This is a genomic window from Streptococcus sp. UMB1203 (genome assembly GCF_030217725.1).
In the GTDB taxonomy this organism is placed as follows: Bacteria; Bacillota; Bacilli; order Lactobacillales; family Streptococcaceae; genus Streptococcus.
The window spans coordinates 1-21,748 of sequence record NZ_JASOOK010000023.1; the positions used below are offsets into that span (position 1 = coordinate 1).

General features: G+C 40.9%; 24 protein-coding genes and 1 other annotated feature. Of the genes, 23 read left to right on the forward strand and 1 reads right to left on the reverse strand.

Annotation, left to right across the window (positions count from 1 at the left end; translation table 11 throughout):
* Nucleotides 1–132: 132 nt before the first annotated feature.
* The 12 genes from QP439_RS06690 to QP439_RS06745 all read left to right on the forward strand — a co-directional run bounded on the left by QP439_RS06690 (nt 133) and on the right by QP439_RS06745 (nt 11,122).
* Entirely contained in the window at nt 133–783 is a 651-nt protein-coding gene (locus tag QP439_RS06690) for a helix-hairpin-helix domain-containing protein (protein ID WP_084927567.1), read from the forward strand.
* Entirely contained in the window at nt 767–3,007 is a 2,241-nt protein-coding gene (locus QP439_RS06695) for a DNA internalization-related competence protein ComEC/Rec2 (protein WP_285388868.1), read from the forward strand. Before QP439_RS06690 ends, QP439_RS06695 begins: the two co-directional genes overlap by 17 nt.
* Nucleotides 3,008–3,162: 155 nt before the next feature.
* Nucleotides 3,163–3,387, forward strand: a complete 225-nt coding sequence (locus QP439_RS06700; protein ID WP_285388871.1) for a hypothetical protein — start codon at nt 3,163–3,165, stop codon at nt 3,385–3,387.
* A 31-nt stretch (nt 3,388–3,418) separates the two neighbouring features.
* The gene (locus tag QP439_RS06705) at nt 3,419–4,006 is read left to right on the forward strand and encodes an ABC transporter ATP-binding protein (RefSeq protein WP_285388873.1); all 588 of its coding nucleotides are present in this window, start codon (nt 3,419–3,421) and stop codon (nt 4,004–4,006) included.
* 3 nt (nt 4,007–4,009) lie between these two features.
* Nucleotides 4,010–5,194 (forward strand): hypothetical protein, encoded by a 1,185-nt coding sequence (locus QP439_RS06710; protein WP_285388876.1) that lies wholly within the window; start codon nt 4,010–4,012, stop codon nt 5,192–5,194.
* A 160-nt stretch (nt 5,195–5,354) separates the two neighbouring features.
* Nucleotides 5,355–5,486 (forward strand) — a sequence feature (ribosomal protein L20 leader region).
* Nucleotides 5,487–5,501: 15 nt separating this feature from the next.
* The gene (gene infC, locus QP439_RS06715; RefSeq protein ID WP_000848180.1) at nt 5,502–6,032 is read left to right on the forward strand and encodes a translation initiation factor IF-3; all 531 of its coding nucleotides are present in this window, start codon (nt 5,502–5,504) and stop codon (nt 6,030–6,032) included.
* Nucleotides 6,033–6,064: 32 nt separating this feature from the next.
* A complete protein-coding gene (rpmI, locus tag QP439_RS06720) occupies nt 6,065–6,265 on the forward strand; it encodes a 50S ribosomal protein L35 (protein ID WP_001125943.1) in 201 nt (66 codons plus the stop codon).
* 51 nt (nt 6,266–6,316) lie between these two features.
* On the forward strand, nt 6,317–6,676 hold the full coding sequence (gene rplT / locus QP439_RS06725) for a 50S ribosomal protein L20 (protein ID WP_000124834.1): 360 nt from the start codon (nt 6,317–6,319) through the stop codon (nt 6,674–6,676).
* A 58-nt stretch (nt 6,677–6,734) separates the two neighbouring features.
* On the forward strand, nt 6,735–7,115 hold the full coding sequence (gene gloA, locus QP439_RS06730; RefSeq protein WP_000157153.1) for a lactoylglutathione lyase: 381 nt from the start codon (nt 6,735–6,737) through the stop codon (nt 7,113–7,115).
* A gap of 248 nt (nt 7,116–7,363) precedes the next feature.
* Nucleotides 7,364–8,164: a dihydroorotate dehydrogenase electron transfer subunit gene (locus tag QP439_RS06735; protein WP_261446837.1), complete on the forward strand. Its 801-nt coding sequence runs from the start codon at nt 7,364–7,366 to the stop codon at nt 8,162–8,164.
* Entirely contained in the window at nt 8,127–9,113 is a 987-nt protein-coding gene (locus QP439_RS06740) for a dihydroorotate dehydrogenase (RefSeq protein ID WP_192852008.1), read from the forward strand. Before QP439_RS06735 ends, QP439_RS06740 begins: the two co-directional genes overlap by 38 nt.
* A 128-nt stretch (nt 9,114–9,241) precedes the next feature.
* Entirely contained in the window at nt 9,242–11,122 is a 1,881-nt protein-coding gene (locus QP439_RS06745) for a glucosaminidase domain-containing protein (RefSeq protein ID WP_261039273.1), read from the forward strand.
* A 206-nt stretch (nt 11,123–11,328) separates the two neighbouring features.
* Here the strand turns inward: QP439_RS06745 and pavA are convergent, their stop codons facing one another.
* Entirely contained in the window at nt 11,329–12,984 is a 1,656-nt protein-coding gene (pavA, locus tag QP439_RS06750; RefSeq protein ID WP_261446836.1) for an Rqc2 family fibronectin-binding protein PavA, read from the reverse strand.
* A gap of 104 nt (nt 12,985–13,088) precedes the next feature.
* Between pavA and ybeY the strand changes: the two genes are divergently transcribed.
* The 11 genes from ybeY (at nt 13,089) to tehB (ending at nt 21,725) form a co-directional block, all read left to right on the forward strand.
* A complete protein-coding gene (gene ybeY / locus QP439_RS06755) occupies nt 13,089–13,586 on the forward strand; it encodes an rRNA maturation RNase YbeY (RefSeq protein WP_000275156.1) in 498 nt (165 codons plus the stop codon).
* Complete coding sequence (locus tag QP439_RS06760) at nt 13,567–13,962, forward strand: diacylglycerol kinase family protein (RefSeq protein ID WP_000378166.1); 396 nt, start codon at nt 13,567–13,569, stop codon at nt 13,960–13,962. The genes ybeY and QP439_RS06760 overlap by 20 nt, the downstream gene beginning before the upstream one ends.
* A gap of 16 nt (nt 13,963–13,978) precedes the next feature.
* A complete protein-coding gene (era, locus tag QP439_RS06765; RefSeq protein ID WP_173226420.1) occupies nt 13,979–14,878 on the forward strand; it encodes a GTPase Era in 900 nt (299 codons plus the stop codon).
* Nucleotides 14,879–14,926: 48 nt separating this feature from the next.
* The gene (mutM, locus tag QP439_RS06770) at nt 14,927–15,751 is read left to right on the forward strand and encodes a DNA-formamidopyrimidine glycosylase (protein ID WP_285388905.1); all 825 of its coding nucleotides are present in this window, start codon (nt 14,927–14,929) and stop codon (nt 15,749–15,751) included.
* On the forward strand, nt 15,751–16,356 hold the full coding sequence (gene coaE / locus QP439_RS06775; RefSeq protein WP_285388907.1) for a dephospho-CoA kinase: 606 nt from the start codon (nt 15,751–15,753) through the stop codon (nt 16,354–16,356). Before mutM ends, coaE begins: the two co-directional genes overlap by 1 nt.
* On the forward strand, nt 16,343–17,542 hold the full coding sequence (pmrA, locus tag QP439_RS06780) for a multidrug efflux MFS transporter PmrA (RefSeq protein WP_285388910.1): 1,200 nt from the start codon (nt 16,343–16,345) through the stop codon (nt 17,540–17,542). The genes coaE and pmrA overlap by 14 nt, the downstream gene beginning before the upstream one ends.
* Entirely contained in the window at nt 17,542–17,691 is a 150-nt protein-coding gene (rpmG, locus tag QP439_RS06785; RefSeq protein ID WP_001809104.1) for a 50S ribosomal protein L33, read from the forward strand. The genes pmrA and rpmG overlap by 1 nt, the downstream gene beginning before the upstream one ends.
* Before the next feature lie 39 nt (nt 17,692–17,730).
* The gene (gene secG, locus QP439_RS06790; protein ID WP_000282517.1) at nt 17,731–17,964 is read left to right on the forward strand and encodes a preprotein translocase subunit SecG; all 234 of its coding nucleotides are present in this window, start codon (nt 17,731–17,733) and stop codon (nt 17,962–17,964) included.
* A 101-nt stretch (nt 17,965–18,065) separates the two neighbouring features.
* On the forward strand, nt 18,066–20,420 hold the full coding sequence (gene rnr, locus QP439_RS06795; protein ID WP_285388922.1) for a ribonuclease R: 2,355 nt from the start codon (nt 18,066–18,068) through the stop codon (nt 20,418–20,420).
* Nucleotides 20,383–20,850 carry an SsrA-binding protein SmpB gene (gene smpB, locus QP439_RS06800; RefSeq protein ID WP_001051750.1) on the forward strand — a complete coding sequence of 156 codons (468 nt, stop codon included), beginning with the start codon at nt 20,383–20,385 and terminating at the stop codon, nt 20,848–20,850. Before rnr ends, smpB begins: the two co-directional genes overlap by 38 nt.
* Before the next feature lie 14 nt (nt 20,851–20,864).
* Nucleotides 20,865–21,725: an SAM-dependent methyltransferase TehB gene (tehB, locus tag QP439_RS06805; protein WP_285388932.1), complete on the forward strand. Its 861-nt coding sequence runs from the start codon at nt 20,865–20,867 to the stop codon at nt 21,723–21,725.
* Nucleotides 21,726–21,748 lie beyond the last annotated feature (23 nt).

Below are 21,748 nucleotides of genomic sequence, written 5' to 3' on the forward strand. Positions count from 1 at the left end.
ATGGGACTTTTTTTCTACACAAAAATAGGCTCCATAATATCTATAGGGGATTTACCCACTACAAATATTATAGAGCCGAAATTTTCGACTGTTTTTTCTTCCTCTTACGAATAATCTAAGAGAGGAGAAAATATGGAAGCAATTATCGAGAAAATCAAAGAGTATAAAATCATCGTCATCTGTACTGGTCTAGGCTTGCTTGTAGGAGGATTTTTCCTACTAAAACCAGCTCCACACACACCTGTCAAGGAAACGAATTTGCAGGCAGAAGTTGCAGCTGTTTCCAAGGATTCATTAACCGAAAAGGAAGTGAAGAAGGAAGAAAAGGAAGAATCCCTTGAACAAGATCTAATCACAGTAGATGTGAAAGGTGCTGTCAAAACACCAGGGATTTATGATTTACCAGTTGGAAGTCGGGTCAATGATGCTGTGCAGAAAGCTGGTGGTTTGACAGAGCAAGCAGACAGCAAGTCGCTCAATCTAGCTCAGAAAGTTAGTGATGAGGCTCTGGTTTACGTTCCATCTAAGGGAGAAGAAGCAGCTAGTCAACAGACTGCTTCTGGGACGGCCTCTTCAACGAGCAAAGAAAAGAAGGTCAATCTCAACAAGGCTAGTCTGGAAGAGCTTAAACAGGTCAAGGGATTAGGTGCCAAACGAGCTCAGGACATTATCGACCATCGTGAGGCAAATGGCAAATTCAAGTCGGTTGATGAACTCAAGAAAGTCTCTGGCATTGGTGCCAAGACCATAGAAAAGCTAAAAGATTATGTTACAGTGGATTAAGAATTTCCCCCTTCCCCTAATCTATCTGAGTTTTCTATTGCTCTGGCTTTACTACGCTATTTTCTCAGCATCTTATCTCGCACTGCTAGGTTTTGTTTTTCTGCTAGTCTGTCTCTTTATCCAATTTTCGTGGAAATCTGCTGGAAAAGTTTTAGCAATTTGTGGAATCTTTGGCTTCTGGTTTCTGTTTCAAACTTGGCAACAGAGTCAAGCGAGTCAAAATTTGGCGTATTCTGTTGAAAGGGTACGAATTTTACCAGACACTATTAAGGTCAATGGTGACAGTCTATCCTTTCGTGGCAAGTCTTATGGACGAATTTTCCAAGTTTATTATAAACTACAGTCCGAGGAGGAGAAAGAATCCTTTCAAGCTTTAACAGCCCTTCATGATATAGAATTAGAAGGAAAACTTTCGGAACCAGAAGGGAAGAGAAATTTTGGTGGTTTTGACTATCAAGCCTATTTGAAGACTCAGGGAATTTACCAGACTCTCAATATCAAAATAATCCAGTCACTTCAAAAGGTTAGCAGTTGGGATATAGGAGAAAATCTGTCGAGTTTACGCCGTAAGGCTGTAGTTTGGATTAAGACGCACTTTCCAGATCCTATGCGCAATTACATGACGGGGCTTCTATTAGGACATCTGGACACCGACTTTGAGGAGATGAATGAGCTTTATTCCAGTCTAGGAATTATCCATCTTTTTGCCTTGTCAGGTATGCAGGTAGGCTTTTTCATGGATGTTTTTAAGAAACTTCTCTTGCGATTGGGCTTGACCCAAGAAAAGTTGAAGTGGCTGACTTATCCCTTTTCCCTTATCTATGCTGGTCTGACAGGATTTTCAGCTTCGGTCATTCGCAGTCTCTTGCAAAAGCTACTGGCTCAACATGGCGTTAAGGGTTTGAATAATTTTGCCTTGACGGTCCTTATCCTCTTTATCGTCATGCCCAACTTTTTCCTGACTGCAGGAGGAGTTTTGTCCTGCGCTTATGCTTTTATCTTGATCATGACCAGCAAAGAAGGGGAGGGGCTCAAGGCTGTTGCTAGAGAAAGTCTAGTCATCTCCTTGGGCATATTGCCCATTCTGTCCTTCTATTTTGCGGAATTTCAGCCTTGGTCCATCCTTTTGACCTTTGTCTTTTCCTTTCTATTTGATTTGGTCTTCTTACCGCTCTTGTCCATCTTATTTGCCCTTTCCTTTCTCTATTCAGTCATTCAGCTGAATTTTATCTTTGAATGGTTGGAGGGCATTATTCGCTTGGTCTCTCAGGTGGCAAGTAGGCCTCTAGTCTTTGGACAACCCAATGCATGGCTTTTAATCCTATTGTTAATTTCCTTGGCTTTAGTCTATGATTTGAGGAAAAACATTAAAAAGCTAACAGTATTGAGTTTATTGATTACAGGTCTCTTTTTCTTGACCAAGTATCCACTGGAAAATGAAATCACCATGCTGGATGTGGGGCAAGGAGAAAGTATTTTCCTACGGGATATAACTGGTAAAACCATTCTCATAGATGTCGGTGGCAAGGCAGAATCTGATAAGAAAATCGAAAAATGGCAAGAAAAGGCGACGACCAGCAATGCCCAGCGAACCTTGATTCCCTATCTCAAAAGTAGAGGAGTAGCCAAGATTGACCAGCTAATTTTGACTAACACGGACAAGGAGTATGTTGGAGATTTGTTAGAGGTGACCAAGGCTTTCCATATTGGGGAGATTTTAGTATCCAAAGGCAGTCTGAAACAGAAGGAATTTGTGGCAGAACTACAGGCGACTCAAACCAAGGTGCGTAGTGTGTCAGTGGGGGAACACTTGGCAATTTTCGGAAGGCAATTAGAAGTCCTATCTCCAAGGAAAATTGGAGATGGAGGTCATGAAAATTCCCTAGTTCTTTATGGGAAACTCTTGGATAAGTACTTTCTCTTCACAGGAAATTTGGAGGAGAAAGGAGAGAAGGATCTTCTGAAGCAATATCCTGACCTAGAGGTGGATGTTTTGAAGGGTGGTCAACATGGCAATAAAAAATCATCAAGTTCAGCCTTTCTAGAAAAACTCAAACCAGAGCTTACTCTTATATCAGTTGGAAAGAGCAATCGAACGAAACTCCCCCATCAGGAAACCTTGACCCGACTGGAAGGTATCAATAGTAAAGTTTACCGAACTGACCAGCAAGGAGCTATACGGTTTAAAGGGTGGAAAAGTTGGAAAATCGAAAGCGTTCGATAGGAGGAAAAGTTGTTATAGATTAGTAAGAAAACAAAAACCAAAAATCTGTTGCATAATAATGATAAAAACGATATAATGAAAGCGTGTTCAATATTAAAGATATAAATGCAATAAAACCATTAAAAATTAGCAAAAACCGCTTAATTAGTTAGTTTATGATTATTGATCTTTTTCAGTCCAGTGTATCTGTTAAAAGCGTTCTTAAAACTTATCGGTATGATTGGAATACCTACTATAAGTCTAGTATGAATTGCCAGATATATAACAATATTAATCCCCTGTTATGGTATCGTTATGATAGCTACGATGAATATAAAGTTGATTCTGGCTGGAATTATGATCGTTATGAGGTACTAAACTACTACAGCGGAGGCTATTAATCCTTAAAGAGTGATAAAAGGAGGGCTAGATATGTTGCAGCTTACTCATGTGACCTTAAAAACGCGACAAGTCATCTTACAAGATGTTGACTTTACATTTGAAAAGGGTAGGATTTATGGTGTTCTTGCTATCAATGGTTCTGGAAAGACGACACTGTTCCGTGCCATTAGCAATTTAATTCCTATAAGTAGTGGAAATATTGCAGCCCCTCCTTCTTTATTTTATTATGAGAGTATTGAATGGCTGGATGAAAACTTAAGTGGGATGGACTACCTTCGTCTTATCAAAAACATCTGGAAGTCAGGTCTGAACTTGAGGGATGAAATTGCCTACTGGGAAATGTCTGACTATATCAGCCTTCCCATTCGCAAGTATTCCTTAGGAATGAAGCAACGCTTGGTGATTGCCATGTATTTCCTCAGTCAGGCGAAATGCTGGCTTATGGATGAGATTACAAATGGCTTAGATGAGTATTATCGACAGAAGTTTTTTGATAGGCTAGTACAAATCGATAGACAAGAACAGCTGGTTCTTTTAAGTTCCCACTATAAGGAAGAGTTGGTTGATGTCTGCGATAGAGTAGTAACCATTAATCAGGGGCAGATAGAAGAGGTTTAGTTTATGAAAGATGTTAGTCTATTTTTATTGAAAAAAGTTTTCAAAAGTCGCTTAAACTGGATTATCTTAGCTTTATTTGTATCTGGACTCGGTGTTACCTTTTATTTTAATAGTCAGACTGCAAACTCCGTCAGCTTGGAGAGCGAGTTGGAAACCCGTCTTGTAAAAGATGAGAGAATCATCAATGAATATGAAGAGAAACTCTCCCAAATATCTGACACCAGCTCGGAGGAATACCAGTTTGCTAAAGAAAATTTAGACTCGCAAAAAAATCTTTTGACGCAAAAGAAAGAAATTCTGGCTTTGTTAAAAGAAGGGCGCTGGAAAGAAGCCTACTATTTGCAGTGGCAAGATGTAGAGAAGAGTTATGAAATTTTATCAAAGGAACCGACTGCTAGTTCTGACTTAAAAATGGCGGTTGACCGCGAACGAAAGACTTACCAAGCCCTATATCCCTTGAACATAAAAGCGCACAATTTAGTTTATCCGACCTACGGGATTGATCAGATTGTCTGGATTTTAGAGGCTATCATCCCAAGCTTGTTTGTAGTTGCTATTATTTTTATGCTAACGCAACTATTTGCAGAAAGATATCAAAATCATCTGGATACAGCTCAGTTATATCCTTTTTCAAAAGTGGCATTTGCCATGTCCTCCCTTGGAGTTGGAGTGGGCTATGTAACTGTACTGTTTATCGGAATCAGCGGATTTTCTTTTCTAGTGGGAAGTCTGATAAGTGGTTTTGGACAGTTAGATTATCCCTACCCGATTTATAGCTTAGTGAATCAAGAGGTAACTATTGGAAAGATACAAGATGTATTATTTCCTAGCTTGTTACTAGCTTTCTTAGCCTTTATCGTCATTGTGGAAGTTGTGTATTTGATTACTTACTTTTTCAAGCAAAAAATGCCTGTCCTTTTTCTTTCACTTATTGGGATTGTTGGCTTATTGTTTGGCATTCAAACAATTCAGCCTCTCCAAAAGATTGCACATCTGATTCCCTTTACTTACTTGCGTTCAGTGGAGATTTTATCTGGAAGATTACCTAAGCAAATTGATAATGTCAATCTGAATTGGAGTATGGGAATGGTCTTACTTCCTTGCCTGATTGTCCTTTTGTTGGTGGGGATTCTATTTATTGAAAGATGGGGAAGTTCACGTAAAAAGGAAGTTTTTAATAGGTTTTAGTTTTTCTATAGGGAAAATAAGTAAAAACTAACATAGAGAGGGAATCAACTTGATTCTCTCTTTTTGATTCGAAAACCAAGCTAAACTGCAAACAAAAACTTTTCAAAAAAATAACTTTTTATCTTGACAAGGTCTAGAAAACTTGGTATCATATAAAAGTTGAGAAAAGCAGAAGTGAGAGCTTCTCGCCTTGTGACATTAAGTTGCCTGGCCCTACGGATGAAAAGTTTCTAAGAAACGCTATCATAACGTGCGGGCTTGTATATTTACGAGTCCGCTATTGTTTTTCTCTAATAAAACAAAAGAGGTGAAAACCATAGCAAAGCAAGACTTATTCATCAATGATGAGATTCGTGTACGTGAAGTTCGCTTAATCGGTCTTGAGGGAGAACAGTTAGGTATCAAGCCACTCAGTGAAGCGCAAGCTTTGGCTGATAACGCTAATGTTGACCTAGTGTTGATTCAACCCCAAGCCAAACCGCCTGTTGCAAAAATTATGGACTACGGTAAGTTCAAATTTGAGTACCAGAAGAAGCAAAAAGAACAACGTAAAAAACAAAGTGTTGTTACTGTGAAAGAAGTTCGTCTAAGTCCAACTATTGACAAGGGTGACTTTGATACAAAACTTCGCAATGCACGCAAATTCCTTGAAAAAGGAAATAAAGTTAAGGTATCTATTCGCTTTAAGGGTCGTATGATTACCCATAAAGAGATTGGTGCAAAAGTTTTAGCCGAGTTTGCTGAAGCAACTCAAGATATTGCCATCATCGAACAACGTGCTAAAATGGATGGACGTCAAATGTTCATGCAATTGGCGCCAGCGACTGACAAAAAATAATTGTCAGAAAGTTAAATAAAGGAGAAAAAATCATGCCAAAACAAAAAACACACCGCGCATCAGCTAAACGTTTCAAACGTACAGGTTCTGGTGGACTTAAACGTTTCCGTGCTTACACTTCTCACCGTTTCCACGGAAAAACTAAGAAACAACGTCGTCATCTTCGTAAAGCATCTATGGTGCATTCAGGAGATTACAAACGTATCAAAGCAATGCTTACTCGCTTGAAATAATAGCTTGACTGTAAGTAAAGAATTCTAGGAAATATTTGGAGGAAATAAAACATGGCACGTGTTAAAGGTGGCGTTGTATCACGCAAACGTCGTAAACGTATTCTTAAATTAGCAAAAGGTTACTATGGAGCTAAACACATCTTGTTCCGTACTGCAAAAGAACAAGTAATGAACTCTTACTACTATGCATACCGTGACCGTCGTCAGAAAAAACGTGACTTCCGCAAATTGTGGATCACTCGTATCAATGCAGCAGCTCGTATGAACGGACTTTCATACTCACAATTGATGCATGGTTTGAAATTGGCTGAGATCGAAGTTAACCGAAAAATGCTTGCTGACTTGGCTGTTAACGATGCAGCAGCTTTCACAGCTCTTGCAGATGCAGCGAAAGCAAAACTTGGTAAATAATAACAGATAAGACTGGAACAGGATTGTCCCAGTCTTTTTAAAAATAAAGGAGAAAAATATGGCTTCAAAAATGCTACACACTTGCTTGCGAGTAGAAAATCTTGAAAAATCAATTGCATTCTATCAAGATGCTTTTGGATTTAAAGAATTGCGTCGCAGAGATTTTCCAGACCATGCCTTCACGATTGTCTATCTAGGTCTTGAGGGTGACGACTATGAGTTAGAGTTGACTTATAACTATGATCACGGCCCTTATGTGGTTGGAGATGGCTTTGCCCATATCGCCCTCAGTACACCTGATCTTGAGGCACTTCATCAAGAGCACAGTGCCAAAGGATATGAAGTTACTGAGCCAAATGGCCTACCAGGAACTGCACCTAACTATTACTTTGTCAAAGACCCTGATGGCTACAAGGTCGAAGTCATTCGTGAAAAATAATCTTGTGAGGTCCAGTAGAATGTTCGTTTTCTACTTGACTTTTTTTAGCTGAAAGAGTATACTAATAAAAATTTAACCTTTAAGGGGAGTCCAGAGAGACTCACAAGGTGTCAGATAAAAGAATAGTACAATTTTCTAGAGGAGACTTTTTGAGTGTGCTCTCTTCTGTTGTACGATTTTAACTGAGGCCTTGCATTAGCAAGGTCTTTTCTTTGTCTGGTCCCCTTAAAATTTAAGGAGGAAAAGTCATGAATCCAACATGTAAGAAACGTTTGGGTGCAATTCGTTTGGAAACCATGAAGGTGGTTGCACAGGAGGAAATCGCGCCAGCAATCTTTAAATTAGTCCTAGAGGGGGAAATGGTTGAAGCTATGCGAGCAGGCCAATTTCTTCATCTGCGTGTGCCTGATGATGCCCATCTTTTGCGTCGCCCTATTTCAATTTCGTCTATCGATAAGGTTAAGAAGCAGTGTCATCTCATTTATCGGATTGAGGGAGCTGGGACAGCTATTTTCTCAACCTTAAGTCAGGGAGACACCCTTGATGTGATGGGGCCTCAGGGAAATGGTTTTGACTTGTCTGACCTTGATGAACAGAGCCAGGTTCTCCTCGTTGGTGGTGGGATTGGTGTTCCGCCCTTGCTTGAGGTGGCCAAGGAATTGCATGCCCGTGGGGTGAAAGTAGTGACTGTGCTCGGTTTTGCTAACAAGGATGCTGTTATTCTCGAAAAGGAATTAGCTCAATATGGTCAGGTCTTTGTAACGACAGATGATGGTTCTTATGGTACTAAAGGAAATGTTTCAGTTGTCATCAATGATTTAGATACTCATTTTGACGCCGTCTATTCATGTGGGGCTCCAGGAATGATGAAGTATATCAATCAAATCTTTTATGACCACCCAAGAGCCTATCTATCTCTGGAATCTCGTATGGCTTGTGGGATGGGGGCCTGCTATGCCTGTGTCTTAAAAGTGCCAGAAAGCGAGACGGTCAGCCAACGTGTCTGTGAAGATGGCCCTGTTTTCCGCACAGGAACAGTTGTATTATAAGGAGAAAATTATGACTAGAAATCGTTTACAAGTTTCTCTACCTGGCTTGGATTTGAAAAATCCGATTATTCCAGCATCAGGCTGTTTTGGCTTTGGACAAGAGTATGCCAAGTACTATGATTTAGACCTTTTAGGTTCTATTATGATTAAGGCGACGACCCTTGAACCCCGTTTTGGCAATCCAACTCCAAGGGTAGCAGAGACACCTGCTGGTATGCTCAATGCAATTGGCTTGCAAAATCCGGGTTTGGAAGTTGTTTTGGCTGAAAAGTTACCTTGGCTGGAAAGAGAATATCCAAATCTTCCTATTATTGCCAATGTAGCTGGTTTTTCAAAACAAGAGTATGCTGCTGTTTCTCATGGTATTTCCAAGGCAGCTAATGTGAAGGCTATTGAGCTCAATATTTCTTGTCCCAACGTAGATCACTGTAATCATGGACTCTTGATTGGTCAAGACCCTGATCTGGCTTATGATGTGGTGAAAGCAGCTGTCGAATCCTCAGATGTACCAGTTTATGTCAAACTAACCCCTAGTGTGACAGATATTGTCACCGTTGCAAAAGCAGCAGAAGATGCGGGAGCAAGTGGCTTGACTATGATTAATACTCTGGTTGGAATGCGTTTTGACCTCAAAAACAGAAAACCAATCTTGGCCAATGGAACAGGTGGAATGTCTGGTCCAGCAGTCTTTCCAGTAGCCCTCAAACTCATCCGCCAAGTCGCCCAAACTACAGACCTGCCCATCATTGGAATGGGAGGAGTGGATTCGGCAGAAGCTGCCCTAGAAATGTATCTGGCTGGAGCATCGGCCATTGGAGTTGGAACAGCCAACTTTACCAATCCATATGCCTGTCCTGATATTATTGAAAATCTGCCAAAAGTCATGGACAAATACGGCATTAGCAGTCTAGAAAATCTCCGTCAGGAAGTAAAAGCTAGCTTTAGATAAGCTAGAACATCTTTATCGTCAATAAGACACAGAATTTTCATCATTTTGTAATATTCTCATCTTTATAACTATGTTAGAATAAAATTAATCATGAATGATGTAGATGAATTTCTACTTAGGGGAGTAAAATGAAGAGAACACTACTTGTAAGCACAGCAGTGCTTGCATTGGCAATTGTGCCAACAACATCAGTATTTGCTGAAGATAAAACAACAGACCAAAGTCAAACGACAAATAAGAGTCAATCTGTGGATAAAAATCAGACTCCAACATCAGAAGAGAAAAAAGTTGTTGAATATACAAAGAATGAGACTGCAAAGACGGAAAAAAAGAAAGAACCAGTTGTTGTAGAAGAAGATAATTCTAAAAAAGAGGCTATTTCAAACAAAGAAAAAGTTGAAGAAGTTCCTAAGAATGGTTGGCAGAAAGAGAACGGGGAATGGCTTTTTTATGAGAATAATCAACCAATCAAAAACTGGAAAAAAATTGCGGGTGTCTGGTATTTCTTTGATCAAAATGGAATCATGGCTAGCAATAGGATTGTTAATGACTATGCTTTTCATACTAGTGGAGCAATGGTAGAAAATTCCTGGGTAAAAATTGCTGATAAATGGTATTATGCTACAGATTCAGGAAAGATTGTTCGTAATAGATGGGAAAGAGTTGGCAATGTTTGGTATTACTTCAACCAAGATGGAGTTATGGCTAGCAATACTCTAGTTGACGATTATCTTCTTAATAGCAGTGGGGCAATGGCTCAAAATGATTGGGAAAAAATTGCTGATAAATGGTATTATGCTACAGATTCAGGAAAGATTGTCCGTAATAAATGGGAAAAAATTAATGGAATATGGTACTATTTTAACAGTGACGGTGTGATGGCTAGTAATCAGTGGAAAGATGCTTACTATCTAAAAAATAGTGGAGCGATGGCTGAAAAAGAATGGATTTTTGATAAATCTTATAATAGCTGGTTTTACCTAAAATCAGGTGGTGCTTATGCTTCACGTGAATGGATTGATGCTTATTACCTCAAATCTGGTGGTTATATGGCCAAGAATGAATGGATTTTTGACCCTAACTACAATGCATGGTACTACCTAAAAGAAGATGGGAGTTATGTTACTGGTGCTTTTAACATCGAAAATAAATCCTACTTCTTCCAGGGGGATGGAAAGTGGATTCAAAGCCCCAAATATTTTAAGGTTAGACCAATCACAGCCTATATTTATAGCGAATCAGGAGATATTTTGAGTTATGTCAATCAGGGAAGTATTGTGACCTATGATAGCTCTAAAAGTAAGGGCAGTCGCCTTGCTGTTTCAATATCAGGCTTGTCTGGTTATATGAATCAAAACGATTTGACTTTAGTTGATGAAGAAAGTGAGTTTATTCCTCACTATACTACTGACGGAAGATTCCTATATCATGAACTTTCTCCATACACTAGTATTCGGGTAGCTCCACATACTTCAGCCATGAAAATTGGCAAGAAGTATTATTCAAATGATGGAGAACATTTTGATGGGTTTACTATCAAGAATCGTTTTCTTTTTAAGAATTTGACTGAACCAACCAACTATAGTGCGGATGAATTAAATAGAGTTTATTCGATGATGAATATCCGAAACAGCCGTCTTGCTGGTAAAGGAGCAATTTTTAAAGAAGCTGAAGAACGTTACGGTGTCAATGCTCTTTATTTAATGGCTCACAGTGCGCTAGAAAGTGCTTGGGGACGTAGCCAAATTGCTAATGATAAAAATAACTTCTTCGGAATAGCTGCTTACGATACCAGTCCCTATGATTCAGCTAAGAAATTTGATGATGTAGATAAAGGAATTCTTGGTGCGGCCAAGTGGATTCGTGAGAACTATATTGACCGTGGAAGAGATCACCTTGGAAATAAAGCGACAGGAATGAATGTACGCTATGCATCAGATCCGTACTGGGGTGAAAAAATAGCTAGTATCATGATGAATATCAATAGTCGACTTGGTGGAAAAGATTAGTCCTATAATTGGATATGATTTGAGTATAATACTCAATGAAAATCAAAGAGCAAACTAGGAAACTAGCCGCAGGTTGCTCAAAACACTGTTTTGAGGTTGTAGATAAGACTGACGAAGTCAGTCACATATATACGGCAAGGCGACGTTGACGTGGTTTGAAGAGATTTTCGAAGAGTATAAGCTAAAAATCCTGATTTCAAGTCGAATCAGGATTTTTTCATGGATGCGATTTTTTCGGGGTCTGGTGTGACACGGAGGGTCTTTTGTCCTGTGTAAGTGACAAAGCCAGGTTTTCCACCAGTTGGTTTGTTGAGTTTCTTGACTTCAATCATATCTACCTGGACCAGATTTGACAGGCGACCTTGAGAGAAGTAGGCGGCTAGTTCTGCCGCGTCTGTCTTGACTTCATCGGATGGGTCTAGATTTCCTGATATGACGACGTGGCTTCCAGGAATGTCCTTGGCGTGGAACCAAAGTTCCTCCTTGCGGGCCATTTTAAAGGTTAGTTCTTCGTTTTGAAGATTGTTTCTACCGACATAGATGATGGTTTTGCCATCACTCGCCAGATATTGTTCTGGTTTTTTGCGTTTCTGGATTTTCTCCCGTTGTCTTCTGCGGATAAAGCCTGTTTGGATCAATTCTTCACGAATTTCAGCGATTTCTTCTAGTCCAGCTTGATTGAGGACGATTTCTACACTTTCCAGATAGAGAATGGTTGCCTTGGTTTCTTCAATCAGATCAGTCAAGTATTTGACAGCTTCTTTGAGTTTCTGGTAACGTTTAAAGTAGCGTTGGGCATTCTGGTTGGGAGTCAAGGCCTTATCAAGCGCAATTGTGATTGGTTGATTAGTGTAGTAATTGTCTAGGATAACCTGGTTTTGGTCGTTAGGCACTTGATGGAGGAAGGTTGTCAGCAATTCTCCTTTTTGGCGAAATTCTTCAGCATTGTCTGTCGCCAGTAACTCTTTTTCTTGTTTTTTCAGCTTATGTCGATTTTTCTGAAGTTCATTTTCAACACGACGAATGAGTTCACTGGCTTGCTGTTTGACGCGGTCGCGCTCAGCCTTATCCTTATAGTAGGTGTCCAACAAATCAGAAAGACTGGCAAAAGGCTCTCCCACTTGATTTGCAAAAGGAACTGGACTGAAGGAAGTCTCAGTCAAGCATGGCTTGGTTTCTTGACTGAAAAAGCTACGGAAGGTAGATAGTTTATCACTAGCCAGAATATTTTCCAATTCATTTGCCGTATCACGTCCCAAGCCTTGAAAAAGGTTTTGAAGGTTTTTAGCTGTGGTTTCTTGTGTTTGTAAAATTTCAAAGAGCTTTTCATCTTTGATGGTGAAAGGATTGAGTGATTCCGTGCTTGGCGGAGCGATGTAGGTCGACCCAGGAAGCAAGGTGCGGTAGCTATTTTGTGAAAAACCGACGTGTTTGATCACTTCGAGGATTTTATGGCTACTTTTATCGACCAGTAGAATATTACTGTGTTTACCCATGATTTCGATAATCAAGGTAGCCTGGATATGGTCTCCAATCTCGTTTTTATTGGAAACTGTAATTTCCACAATTCGGTCATTTTCCACCTGCTCAATGGACTCAATCAGGGCACCCTGCAAATATTTTCTCAAAACCATGATAAAGGTAGAAGGTTGGGCTGGATTTTCAAAAGTCGTTTGGGTCAGTTGGATTCGTCCAAAAATGGGATGAGCAGAGAGGAGCAAGCGATGGCTTTGGCGATTGCTGCGGATTTGCAAGACCAACTCTTGTTCAAAAGGTTGATTGATTTTCTGAATGCGACCGTTCACTAACTCTCTGCGCAATTCCTCAACCATGTGGTGTAAAAAAAATCCGTCAAATGACATCGTTCTCTCCTTGTGATTGTATTCCATAGTATTATATCAAAAAGGTAGAATAAAATCATGGAAATGTGGTATAATAAAGCCAAGTAAAGAGAAACGAGAAGCACATGTATATTGAAATGGTAGATGAAACTGGTCAAGTTTCAAAAGAAATGTTGCAACAAACCCAAGAAATTTTGGAATTTGCAGCCCAAAAATTAGGAAAAGAAGACAAGGAGATGGCAGTCACTTTTGTGACCAATGAGCGTAGTCATGAACTCAATCTGGAGTACCGTGACACAGACCGTCCGACAGATGTCATCAGCCTTGAATATAAGCCGGAGTTGGAAATTGCCTTTGACGAAGAGGATTTACTTGAAAATCCAGAATTGGCAGAGATGATGTCTGAGTTTGATGCCTATATTGGGGAACTTTTCATCTCTATCGATAAGGCTCATGAGCAGGCTGAGGAATATGGCCACAGCTTTGAACGTGAGATGGGCTTCTTGGCAGTACACGGCTTTTTACATATCAACGGCTATGATCACTACACTCCGGAAGAAGAAGCGGAGATGTTCGGTTTACAAGAAGAAATTTTAACAGCCTATGGACTCACAAGACAATAAACGAAAATGGAAAAATCGTGACCTGATATCCAGTTTAGAATTTGCCTTGACAGGTATTTTTACTGCTATTAAGGAAGAACGTAATATGCGAAAACATGCCGTGACGGCTCTAGTGGTCATCCTTGCAGGTTTTGTTTTTCAGGTGTCACGAATCGAATGGCTCTTTCTCCTATTGAGCATTTTCTTGGTAGTAGCCTTTGAAATTATTAACTCTGCTATCGAAAATGTGGTGGATTTGGCCAGTCACTATCACTTTTCCATGCTGGCTAAAAATGCCAAGGATATGGCGGCTGGCGCGGTACTAGTGGTCTCTCTTTTCGCAGCCTTAACAGGTGCATTGATTTTTCTCCCACGAATTTGGGATTTATTATTTTAAACAGTAAGAGGAAATTATGACTTTTAAATCAGGCTTTGTAGCCATTTTAGGACGTCCCAACGTTGGGAAGTCAACCTTTTTAAATCACGTTATGGGGCAAAAGATTGCTATCATGAGTGACAAGGCGCAGACAACGCGCAATAAAATCATGGGTATTTACACGACTGATAAGGAACAAATCGTCTTTATCGACACACCAGGGATTCACAAGCCTAAAACAGCTCTAGGAGATTTCATGGTTGAGTCTGCCTACAGTACCCTTCGCGAAGTGGATACCGTTCTTTTCATGGTGCCTGCTGATGAAGCGCGTGGTAAGGGCGATGATATGATTATCGAACGCCTCAAGGTTGCCAAGGTTCCTGTGATTTTGGTTGTGAACAAGATCGATAAGGTTCACCCAGACCAGCTTTTGTCTCAGATTGATGATTTTCGTAATCAAATGGACTTTAAGGAAATCGTTCCAATCTCAGCTCTTCAAGGGAATAACGTCTCTCGTCTAGTGGATATTTTGAGTGAAAATCTGGACGAAGGTTTCCAGTATTTCCCGTCTGATCAAATCACAGACCACCCAGAGCGTTTCTTGGTTTCAGAGATGGTTCGTGAGAAAGTTTTGCACCTAACTCGTGAAGAGATTCCTCACTCAGTTGCTGTAGTGGTTGATTCTATGAAACGGGATGAAGAGACAGACAAGGTGCACATCCGTGCAACAATTATGGTCGAGCGTGATAGTCAGAAAGGAATTATCATTGGTAAAGGTGGCGCTATGCTTAAGAAAATTGGTAGCATGGCCCGTCGTGATATCGAACTCATGCTAGGAGACAAGGTCTTTCTAGAAACATGGGTCAAGGTCAAGAAAAATTGGCGCGATAAAAAGCTAGATTTGGCTGACTTTGGCTATAATGAAAAAGAATATTAAGTAGAGGTGGGCTCATGCCTGCTTCTTGTTTTTACAGAAGGAGGATTTATGCCTGAATTACCTGAGGTTGAAACCGTTCGTCGTGGCTTAGAAAAATTGATTTTGGGAAAGAAGATTTCGAGTATAGAAATTCGTTATCCTAAGATGATTAAGACAGATTTGGACGAGTTTCAAAAGGAAGTGCCTGGTCAGATTATTGAGTCAATGGGACGTCGTGGTAAATATTTGCTTTTTTACCTGACAGATAAAGTTTTGATTTCCCATTTGCGCATGGAAGGCAAGTATTTTTACTATCCAGACCAGGTTCCTGAACGCAAGCATGCCCATGTTTTCTTCCAGTTTGAGGATGGTGGCACGCTTGTTTATGAGGATGTTCGCAAGTTTGGTACTATGGAACTCTTGGCTCCTGACCTTTTAGACGCCTACTTTATTTCTAAAAAATTAGGTCCTGAACCAAGCGAACAAGACTTTGATGTGCAGGTCTTTCAAGCTGCCCTTGCCAAGTCCAAAAAGCCTATCAAATCCCATCTCCTAGACCAGACTTTGGTAGCTGGACTTGGAAATATCTATGTGGATGAGGTTCTCTGGCGAGCTCAGGTTCATCCGGCTAGACCTTCCCAGACTTTGACAGCAGCAAAAGCGACAGCTATTCATGACCAGACCATTGCTGTATTGGGACAGGCTGTTGAAAAAGGTGGTTCCACCATCCGAACTTATACCAATGCCTTTGGGGAAGATGGAACCATGCAGGATTTTCATCAAGTCTATGACAAGGCTGGTCAAGAATGTGTACGCTGTGGCACCATCATTGAGAAAATCCAACTAGGTGGACGAGGTACCCATTTTTGTCCTCAGTGCCAAAGGAGGAATTGATGGGAAAAATCATTGGAATCACTGGGGGAATTGCCTCTGGTAAGTCAACCGTGACAAATTTTCTAAGAAAGCAAGGCTTTCAAGTAGTGGATGCCGACGCAGTCGTCCACCAACTACAGAAACCTGGTGGTCGTCTGTTTGAGGCTCTAGTCCAGCACTTTGGGCAAGAAATCATCCTTGAAAACGGAGAACTTAATCGCCCTATCCTAGCTAGTCTTATCTTTTCAAATCCTGAAGAACAGGAATGGTCTAAGCGAATCCAAGGAAAGATTATCCGTGAGGAGCTAGCTACGTTGAGAGACCAGTTGGCTCAGACAGAAGAGATTTTCTTCATGGATATTCCCTTGCTTTTTGAGCAGGACTACGTCTCTTGGTTTGATGAGACTTGGTTGATCTATGTGGACCGAGATGTCCAAGTAGAACGCTTAATGAAAAGGGACCAGCTATCCAAGGATGAAGCTGAGTCTCGTCTGGTAGCCCAGTGGCCTTTAGAAAAAAAGAAAGATTTGGCCAGCCATGTTTTAAACAACAATGGAAATCAGGACCAGCTTCTTACTCAGGTATTCTCCCTGCTTGAGGGAGGTAGGCAAGATGACAGAGATTAACTGGAAGGATAATCTGCGCATTGCCTGTTTTGGTAATTTTCTGACAGGAGCCAGTATTTCCTTAGTTGTGCCTTTTATGCCCATCTTCGTGGAAAATCTAGGTGTAGGGAGTGAGCAAGTCGCTTTTTATGCAGGATTAGCTATTTCTGTCTCTGCTATTTCGGCGGCGCTCTTTTCTCCTATCTGGGGTATTCTTGCTGATAAATATGGTCGAAAACCCATGATGATTCGTGCTGGTCTGGCCATGACTATCACTATGGGAGGCTTGGCCTTTGTGCCAAATATTTATTGGTTAATCTTTCTTCGTTTACTGAATGGTGTATTTGCGGGTTTTGTTCCTAATGCAACGGCCTTGATAGCCAGTCAGGTTCCCAAGGAGAAATCAGGATCCGCTCTCGGGACTTTGTCTACTGGCGTAGTTGCAGGCACTCTAACTGGTCCCTTTATCGGTGGCTTTATTGCAGAATTATTTGGCATTCGTACGGTTTTCTTACTGGTTGGTAGTTTTCTGTTCTTAGCCGCTGTTTTGACTATTTGCTTTATCAAGGAAGATTTTCAACCAGTAGCAAAAGAAAAGGCCATCCCAACAAAGGAATTATTTACATCAGTTAAATACCCCTATCTCTTGGTCAACCTCTTTCTGACTAGTTTTGTCATCCAATTTTCAGCCCAATCGATTGGCCCTATCTTAGCTCTGTATGTGCGCGAATTAGGCCAGACAGAGAATCTTCTCTTTGTATCTGGTTTGATTGTATCCAGTATGGGCTTTTCCAGTATGATGAGTGCAGGAGTCATGGGAAAGCTAGGTGACAAAGTGGGCAATCATCGTCTCTTGGTTGTAGCCCAGTTTTATTCAGTCATCATCTATCTCCTCTGTGCTAATGCCTCTAGCCCCCTTCAACTAGGACTCTATCGTTTTCTCTTTGGCTTGGGAACCGGTGCCTTGATTCCTGGAGTTAATGCTCTTCTCAGCAAGATAACGCCCAAAGCTGGTATTTCGAGGGTCTTTGCCTTCAATCAGGTATTCTTTTATCTGGGAGGTGTCGTTGGGCCAATGGCAGGTTCTGCAGTAGCAGGCCAATTTGGCTACCATGCAGTATTCCATGCGACAAGTCTTTGTGTTGCCTTTAGTTGTCTCTTTAACCTGCTTCAATTTCGAACATTATTAAAAGTAAAGGAAATCTAGTGCGAGTAAAAATTAATCTCAAATGCTCCTCTTGTGGCAGTATCAATTACCTAACCAGTAAAAATTCAAAAACCCATCCAGACAAGATTGAGGTTTTAAAGTATTGTCCCAAGGAAAGAAAAGTAACCCTACATCTTGAATCTAAGTAGATTTTATGGTAAAATAATAGGGATTTTAAGGAGTTTGATATGTATAACCTATTATTAACCATTTTATTAGTATTATCTGTTGTGATTGTGATTGCGATTTTCATGCAACCAACCAAAAATCAATCCAGCAATGTATTTGATGCCAGCTCAGGTGATTTGTTTGAACGCAGTAAAGCACGCGGTTTTGAAGCTGTAATGCAGCGTTTGACAGGGATTTTAGTCTTTTTCTGGCTAGCCATTGCCTTAGCATTGACGGTATTATCAAGTAGATAAGAAAATAATGGGCAGGACTAGGTCTTTGCCTCTTTTTATTTTTAAATGATATTTGAGAAGGTTTTACAGTAAAAGAAAATTAAAAAATCTAGAAAGAAAATATGAAAGAAATTATAAAAGAATATTTACAAGACAAGGGAAAGATAACTGTCAATGACTTGGCTCAGGCTTTGGGAAAAGATAGGTCCAAGGATTTTCGTGAGTTGATCAAAACCTTGTCCCAAATGGAAAGAAAGCACCAGATTCGCTTTGAAGAAGATGGAACTTTGACTTTGGAAGTCAAGAAAAAACATGAGATTACTCTCAAGGGGATTTTTCATGCCCATAAAAATGGCTTTGGTTTTGTCAGCCTAGAAGGTGAGGAGGACGACCTTTTTGTAGGGAAAAACGATGTCAACTATGCTATTGATGGTGATACCGTCGAGGTAGTGATTAAGAAAGTCGCTGATCGTAACAAGGGAACAGCAGCGGAAGCCAAAATTATCGATATCCTAGAACACAGTTTGACAACTGTTGTCGGTCAAATCGTTCTAGATCAGGAAAAACCTAAGTATGCGGGTTACATCCGTTCAAAAAATCAGAAAATCAGTCAACCGATTTATGTGAAGAAACCAGCCCTAAAATTAGAAGGAACAGAAGTTCTCAAGGTCTTTATCGACAAATACCCGAGCAAGAAACATGATTTCTTTGTCGCTAGTGTCCTCGATGTAGTGGGTCATTCAACGGATGTCGGAATTGATGTTCTTGAGGTTTTGGAGTCTATGGACATTGTCTCAGAATTTCCAGAGGCTGTTGTCAAAGAAGCAGAAAGTGTACCTAATGCTCCGTCTCAAAAGGATATGGAAGGCCGTCTGGACTTGAGAGATGAGATAACCTTTACCATTGACGGTGCTGACGCCAAAGACTTGGACGATGCGGTGCATATCAAGGCATTGAAAAATGGTAATATCGAACTGGGAGTTCACATCGCAGATGTTTCCTACTATGTGACTGAGGGTTCTGCCCTTGATAAGGAGGCCCTTAACCGCGCAACTTCTGTCTATGTGACAGACCGTGTGGTCCCAATGCTTCCAGAACGACTGTCAAATGGAATCTGCTCCCTCAATCCTCAAGTTGACCGCTTGACTCAGTCTGCCATTATGGAGATTGATAAACATGGTCGTGTAGTCAACTACACCATCACACAAACGGTTATCAAGACTAGCTTCCGGATGACCTACAGTGATGTCAATGATATCCTGGCAGGCGACGAGGAAAAGAGACAACAATATAAGAAAATTGTTCCAAGTATCGAACTCATGGCCAAGCTCCATGAAATTCTAGAAAACATGCGTGTGAAACGTGGTGCCCTTAATTTTGATACCAATGAAGCGAAGATTTTAGTGGATAAGCAAGGTAAGCCTGTTGATATCGTTCTTCGTCAGCGTGGTGTTGCCGAGCGTATGATTGAGTCCTTCATGTTGATGGCTAATGAAACAGTTGCCGAACATTTCAGCAAGCTGGATTTACCTTTCATCTATCGAATTCACGAGGAGCCAAAGGCTGAAAAGGTTCAGAAGTTTATTGATTATGCTTCGAGTTTTGGCTTGCGCATTTATGGGACTGCTAGTGAGATTAGCCAGGAGGCTCTCCAAGACATCATGCGTGCTGTTGAGGGAGAACCTTATGCAGATGTATTGTCCATGATGCTTCTTCGCTCCATGCAACAGGCTCGCTATTCAGAGCACAATCACGGCCACTATGGACTAGCTGCTGACTATTATACTCACTTCACTAGCCCGATTCGTCGTTATCCAGACCTTCTTGTTCACCGTATGATTCGTGATTACGGCCGTTCTAAGGAAATAGCAGAGCATTTTGAACAAGTAATTCCAGAGATTGCGACCCAGTCTTCCAACCGTGAACGTCGTGCCATTGAGGCAGAGCGTGAAGTCGAAGCCATGAAAAAGGCTGAGTATATGGAAGAATACGTGGGTGAAGAGTACGATGCTGTTGTATCAAGTATCGTCAAATTCGGTCTCTTTGTCGAATTGCCAAACACAGTTGAAGGCTTGATTCACATCACTAATCTACCTGAATTTTATCATTTCAATGAACGTGATTTGACTCTTCGTGGAGAGAAATCAGGAACAACCTTCCGTGTAGGTCAGCAAATCCGTATCCGAGTTGAAAGAGCCGACAAGATGACTGGTGAAATTGACTTTTCTTACATCCCAAGTGAGTTTGATGTGATTGAAAAAGGCCTGAAACAGTCTAATCGTAGTGACAGAGGGCGTGGTTCAAGTCGTCGTTCAGATAAGAAGGAAGATAAGAGAAAATCAGGACGCTCAAATGATAAGCGCAAGCATTCTCAGAAAGATAAGAAGAAAAAGGGTAAGAAGCCTTTTTACAAGGAAGTAGCTAAGAAAGGAGCCAAGCATGGCAAAGGGCGAGGGAAAGGTCGTCGCACAAAATAAAAAGGCGCGCCACGACTATACAATCGTAGATACGCTAGAGGCAGGGATGGTCCTGACAGGAACTGAAATCAAGAGTGTGCGAGCTGCTCGAATCAATCTCAAGGATGGATTTGCCCAAGTAAAAAATGGGGAAGTTTGGTTGAGCAATGTTCATATCGCTCCTTACGAAGAGGGTAATATCTGGAACCAAGAACCAGAACGCCGTCGCAAACTCCTGCTCCATAAGAAGCAAATTCAAAAATTGGAACAAGAGACTAAAGGGACAGGAATGACGCTGGTTCCCCTTAAGGTCTATATCAAAGATGGCTATGCCAAGCTCCTTTTAGGCCTAGCTAAAGGGAAGCATGACTATGATAAACGGGAGTCTATCAAACGTCGTGAGCAAAACCGCGACATCGCGCGTGTTATGAAAGCTGTTAATCAGCGATAAAAAGAGGAATGAAGATGGAAAAACTAGTTGCCTATAAACGAATGCCCTTGTGGACTAAAGAAACCATGCCAGAGGCTGTTCAGCAGAAACACAATACCAAGGTTGGGACTTGGGGCAAGATTACTGTTTTAAAAGGAACTCTCAAGTTTATTGAATTGACAGAGGATGGGGAGGTTCTAGCTGAACACCTATTTGAAGCAGGGGCTGACAATCCCATGGCACAACCACAAGCCTGGCACCGAGTGGAGGCTGTAACAGACGATGTAGAATGGTATTTAGAATTTTATTGTAAACCTGAGGATTATTTCCCTAAAAAATACAATACCAATCCGGTTCATTCAGAGGTCCTAGAGGCAATGCAGACAGTAAAACCAGGGAAAGCCTTGGATTTGGGCTGTGGTCAGGGCCGTAATTCCCTCTTTCTTGCACAGAATGGTTTTGATGTGACAGCTGTGGATCAAAATGAACTGGCCCTTGAAATCTTGCAAAGCATTGTGGAGCAGGAAGATTTGGACATGCCTGTTGGTCTCTACGATATCAATTCAGCCAGTATTGGGCAAGCGTATGATTTCATTGTTTCAACAGTTGTTTTGATGTTTTTGCAAGCAGATTGCATTCCTGCAATTATCAAAAATATGCAGGAGAAAACCACTATTGGTGGCTACAACCTTATCGTTTGTGCTATGGATACGGAAGATTACCCTTGCTCAGTGAACTTCCCATTCACCTTTAAAGAAGGAGAATTGGCATACTATTACAAGGACTGGGAATTGGTTAAGTACAATGAAAATCCAGGCCATTTGCACCGTCGCGATGAAAATGGCAATCGCATTCAACTACGCTTTGCGACCATGCTAGCTAAGAAAATCAAATAAACATGAATGAAGATTAGGAATTT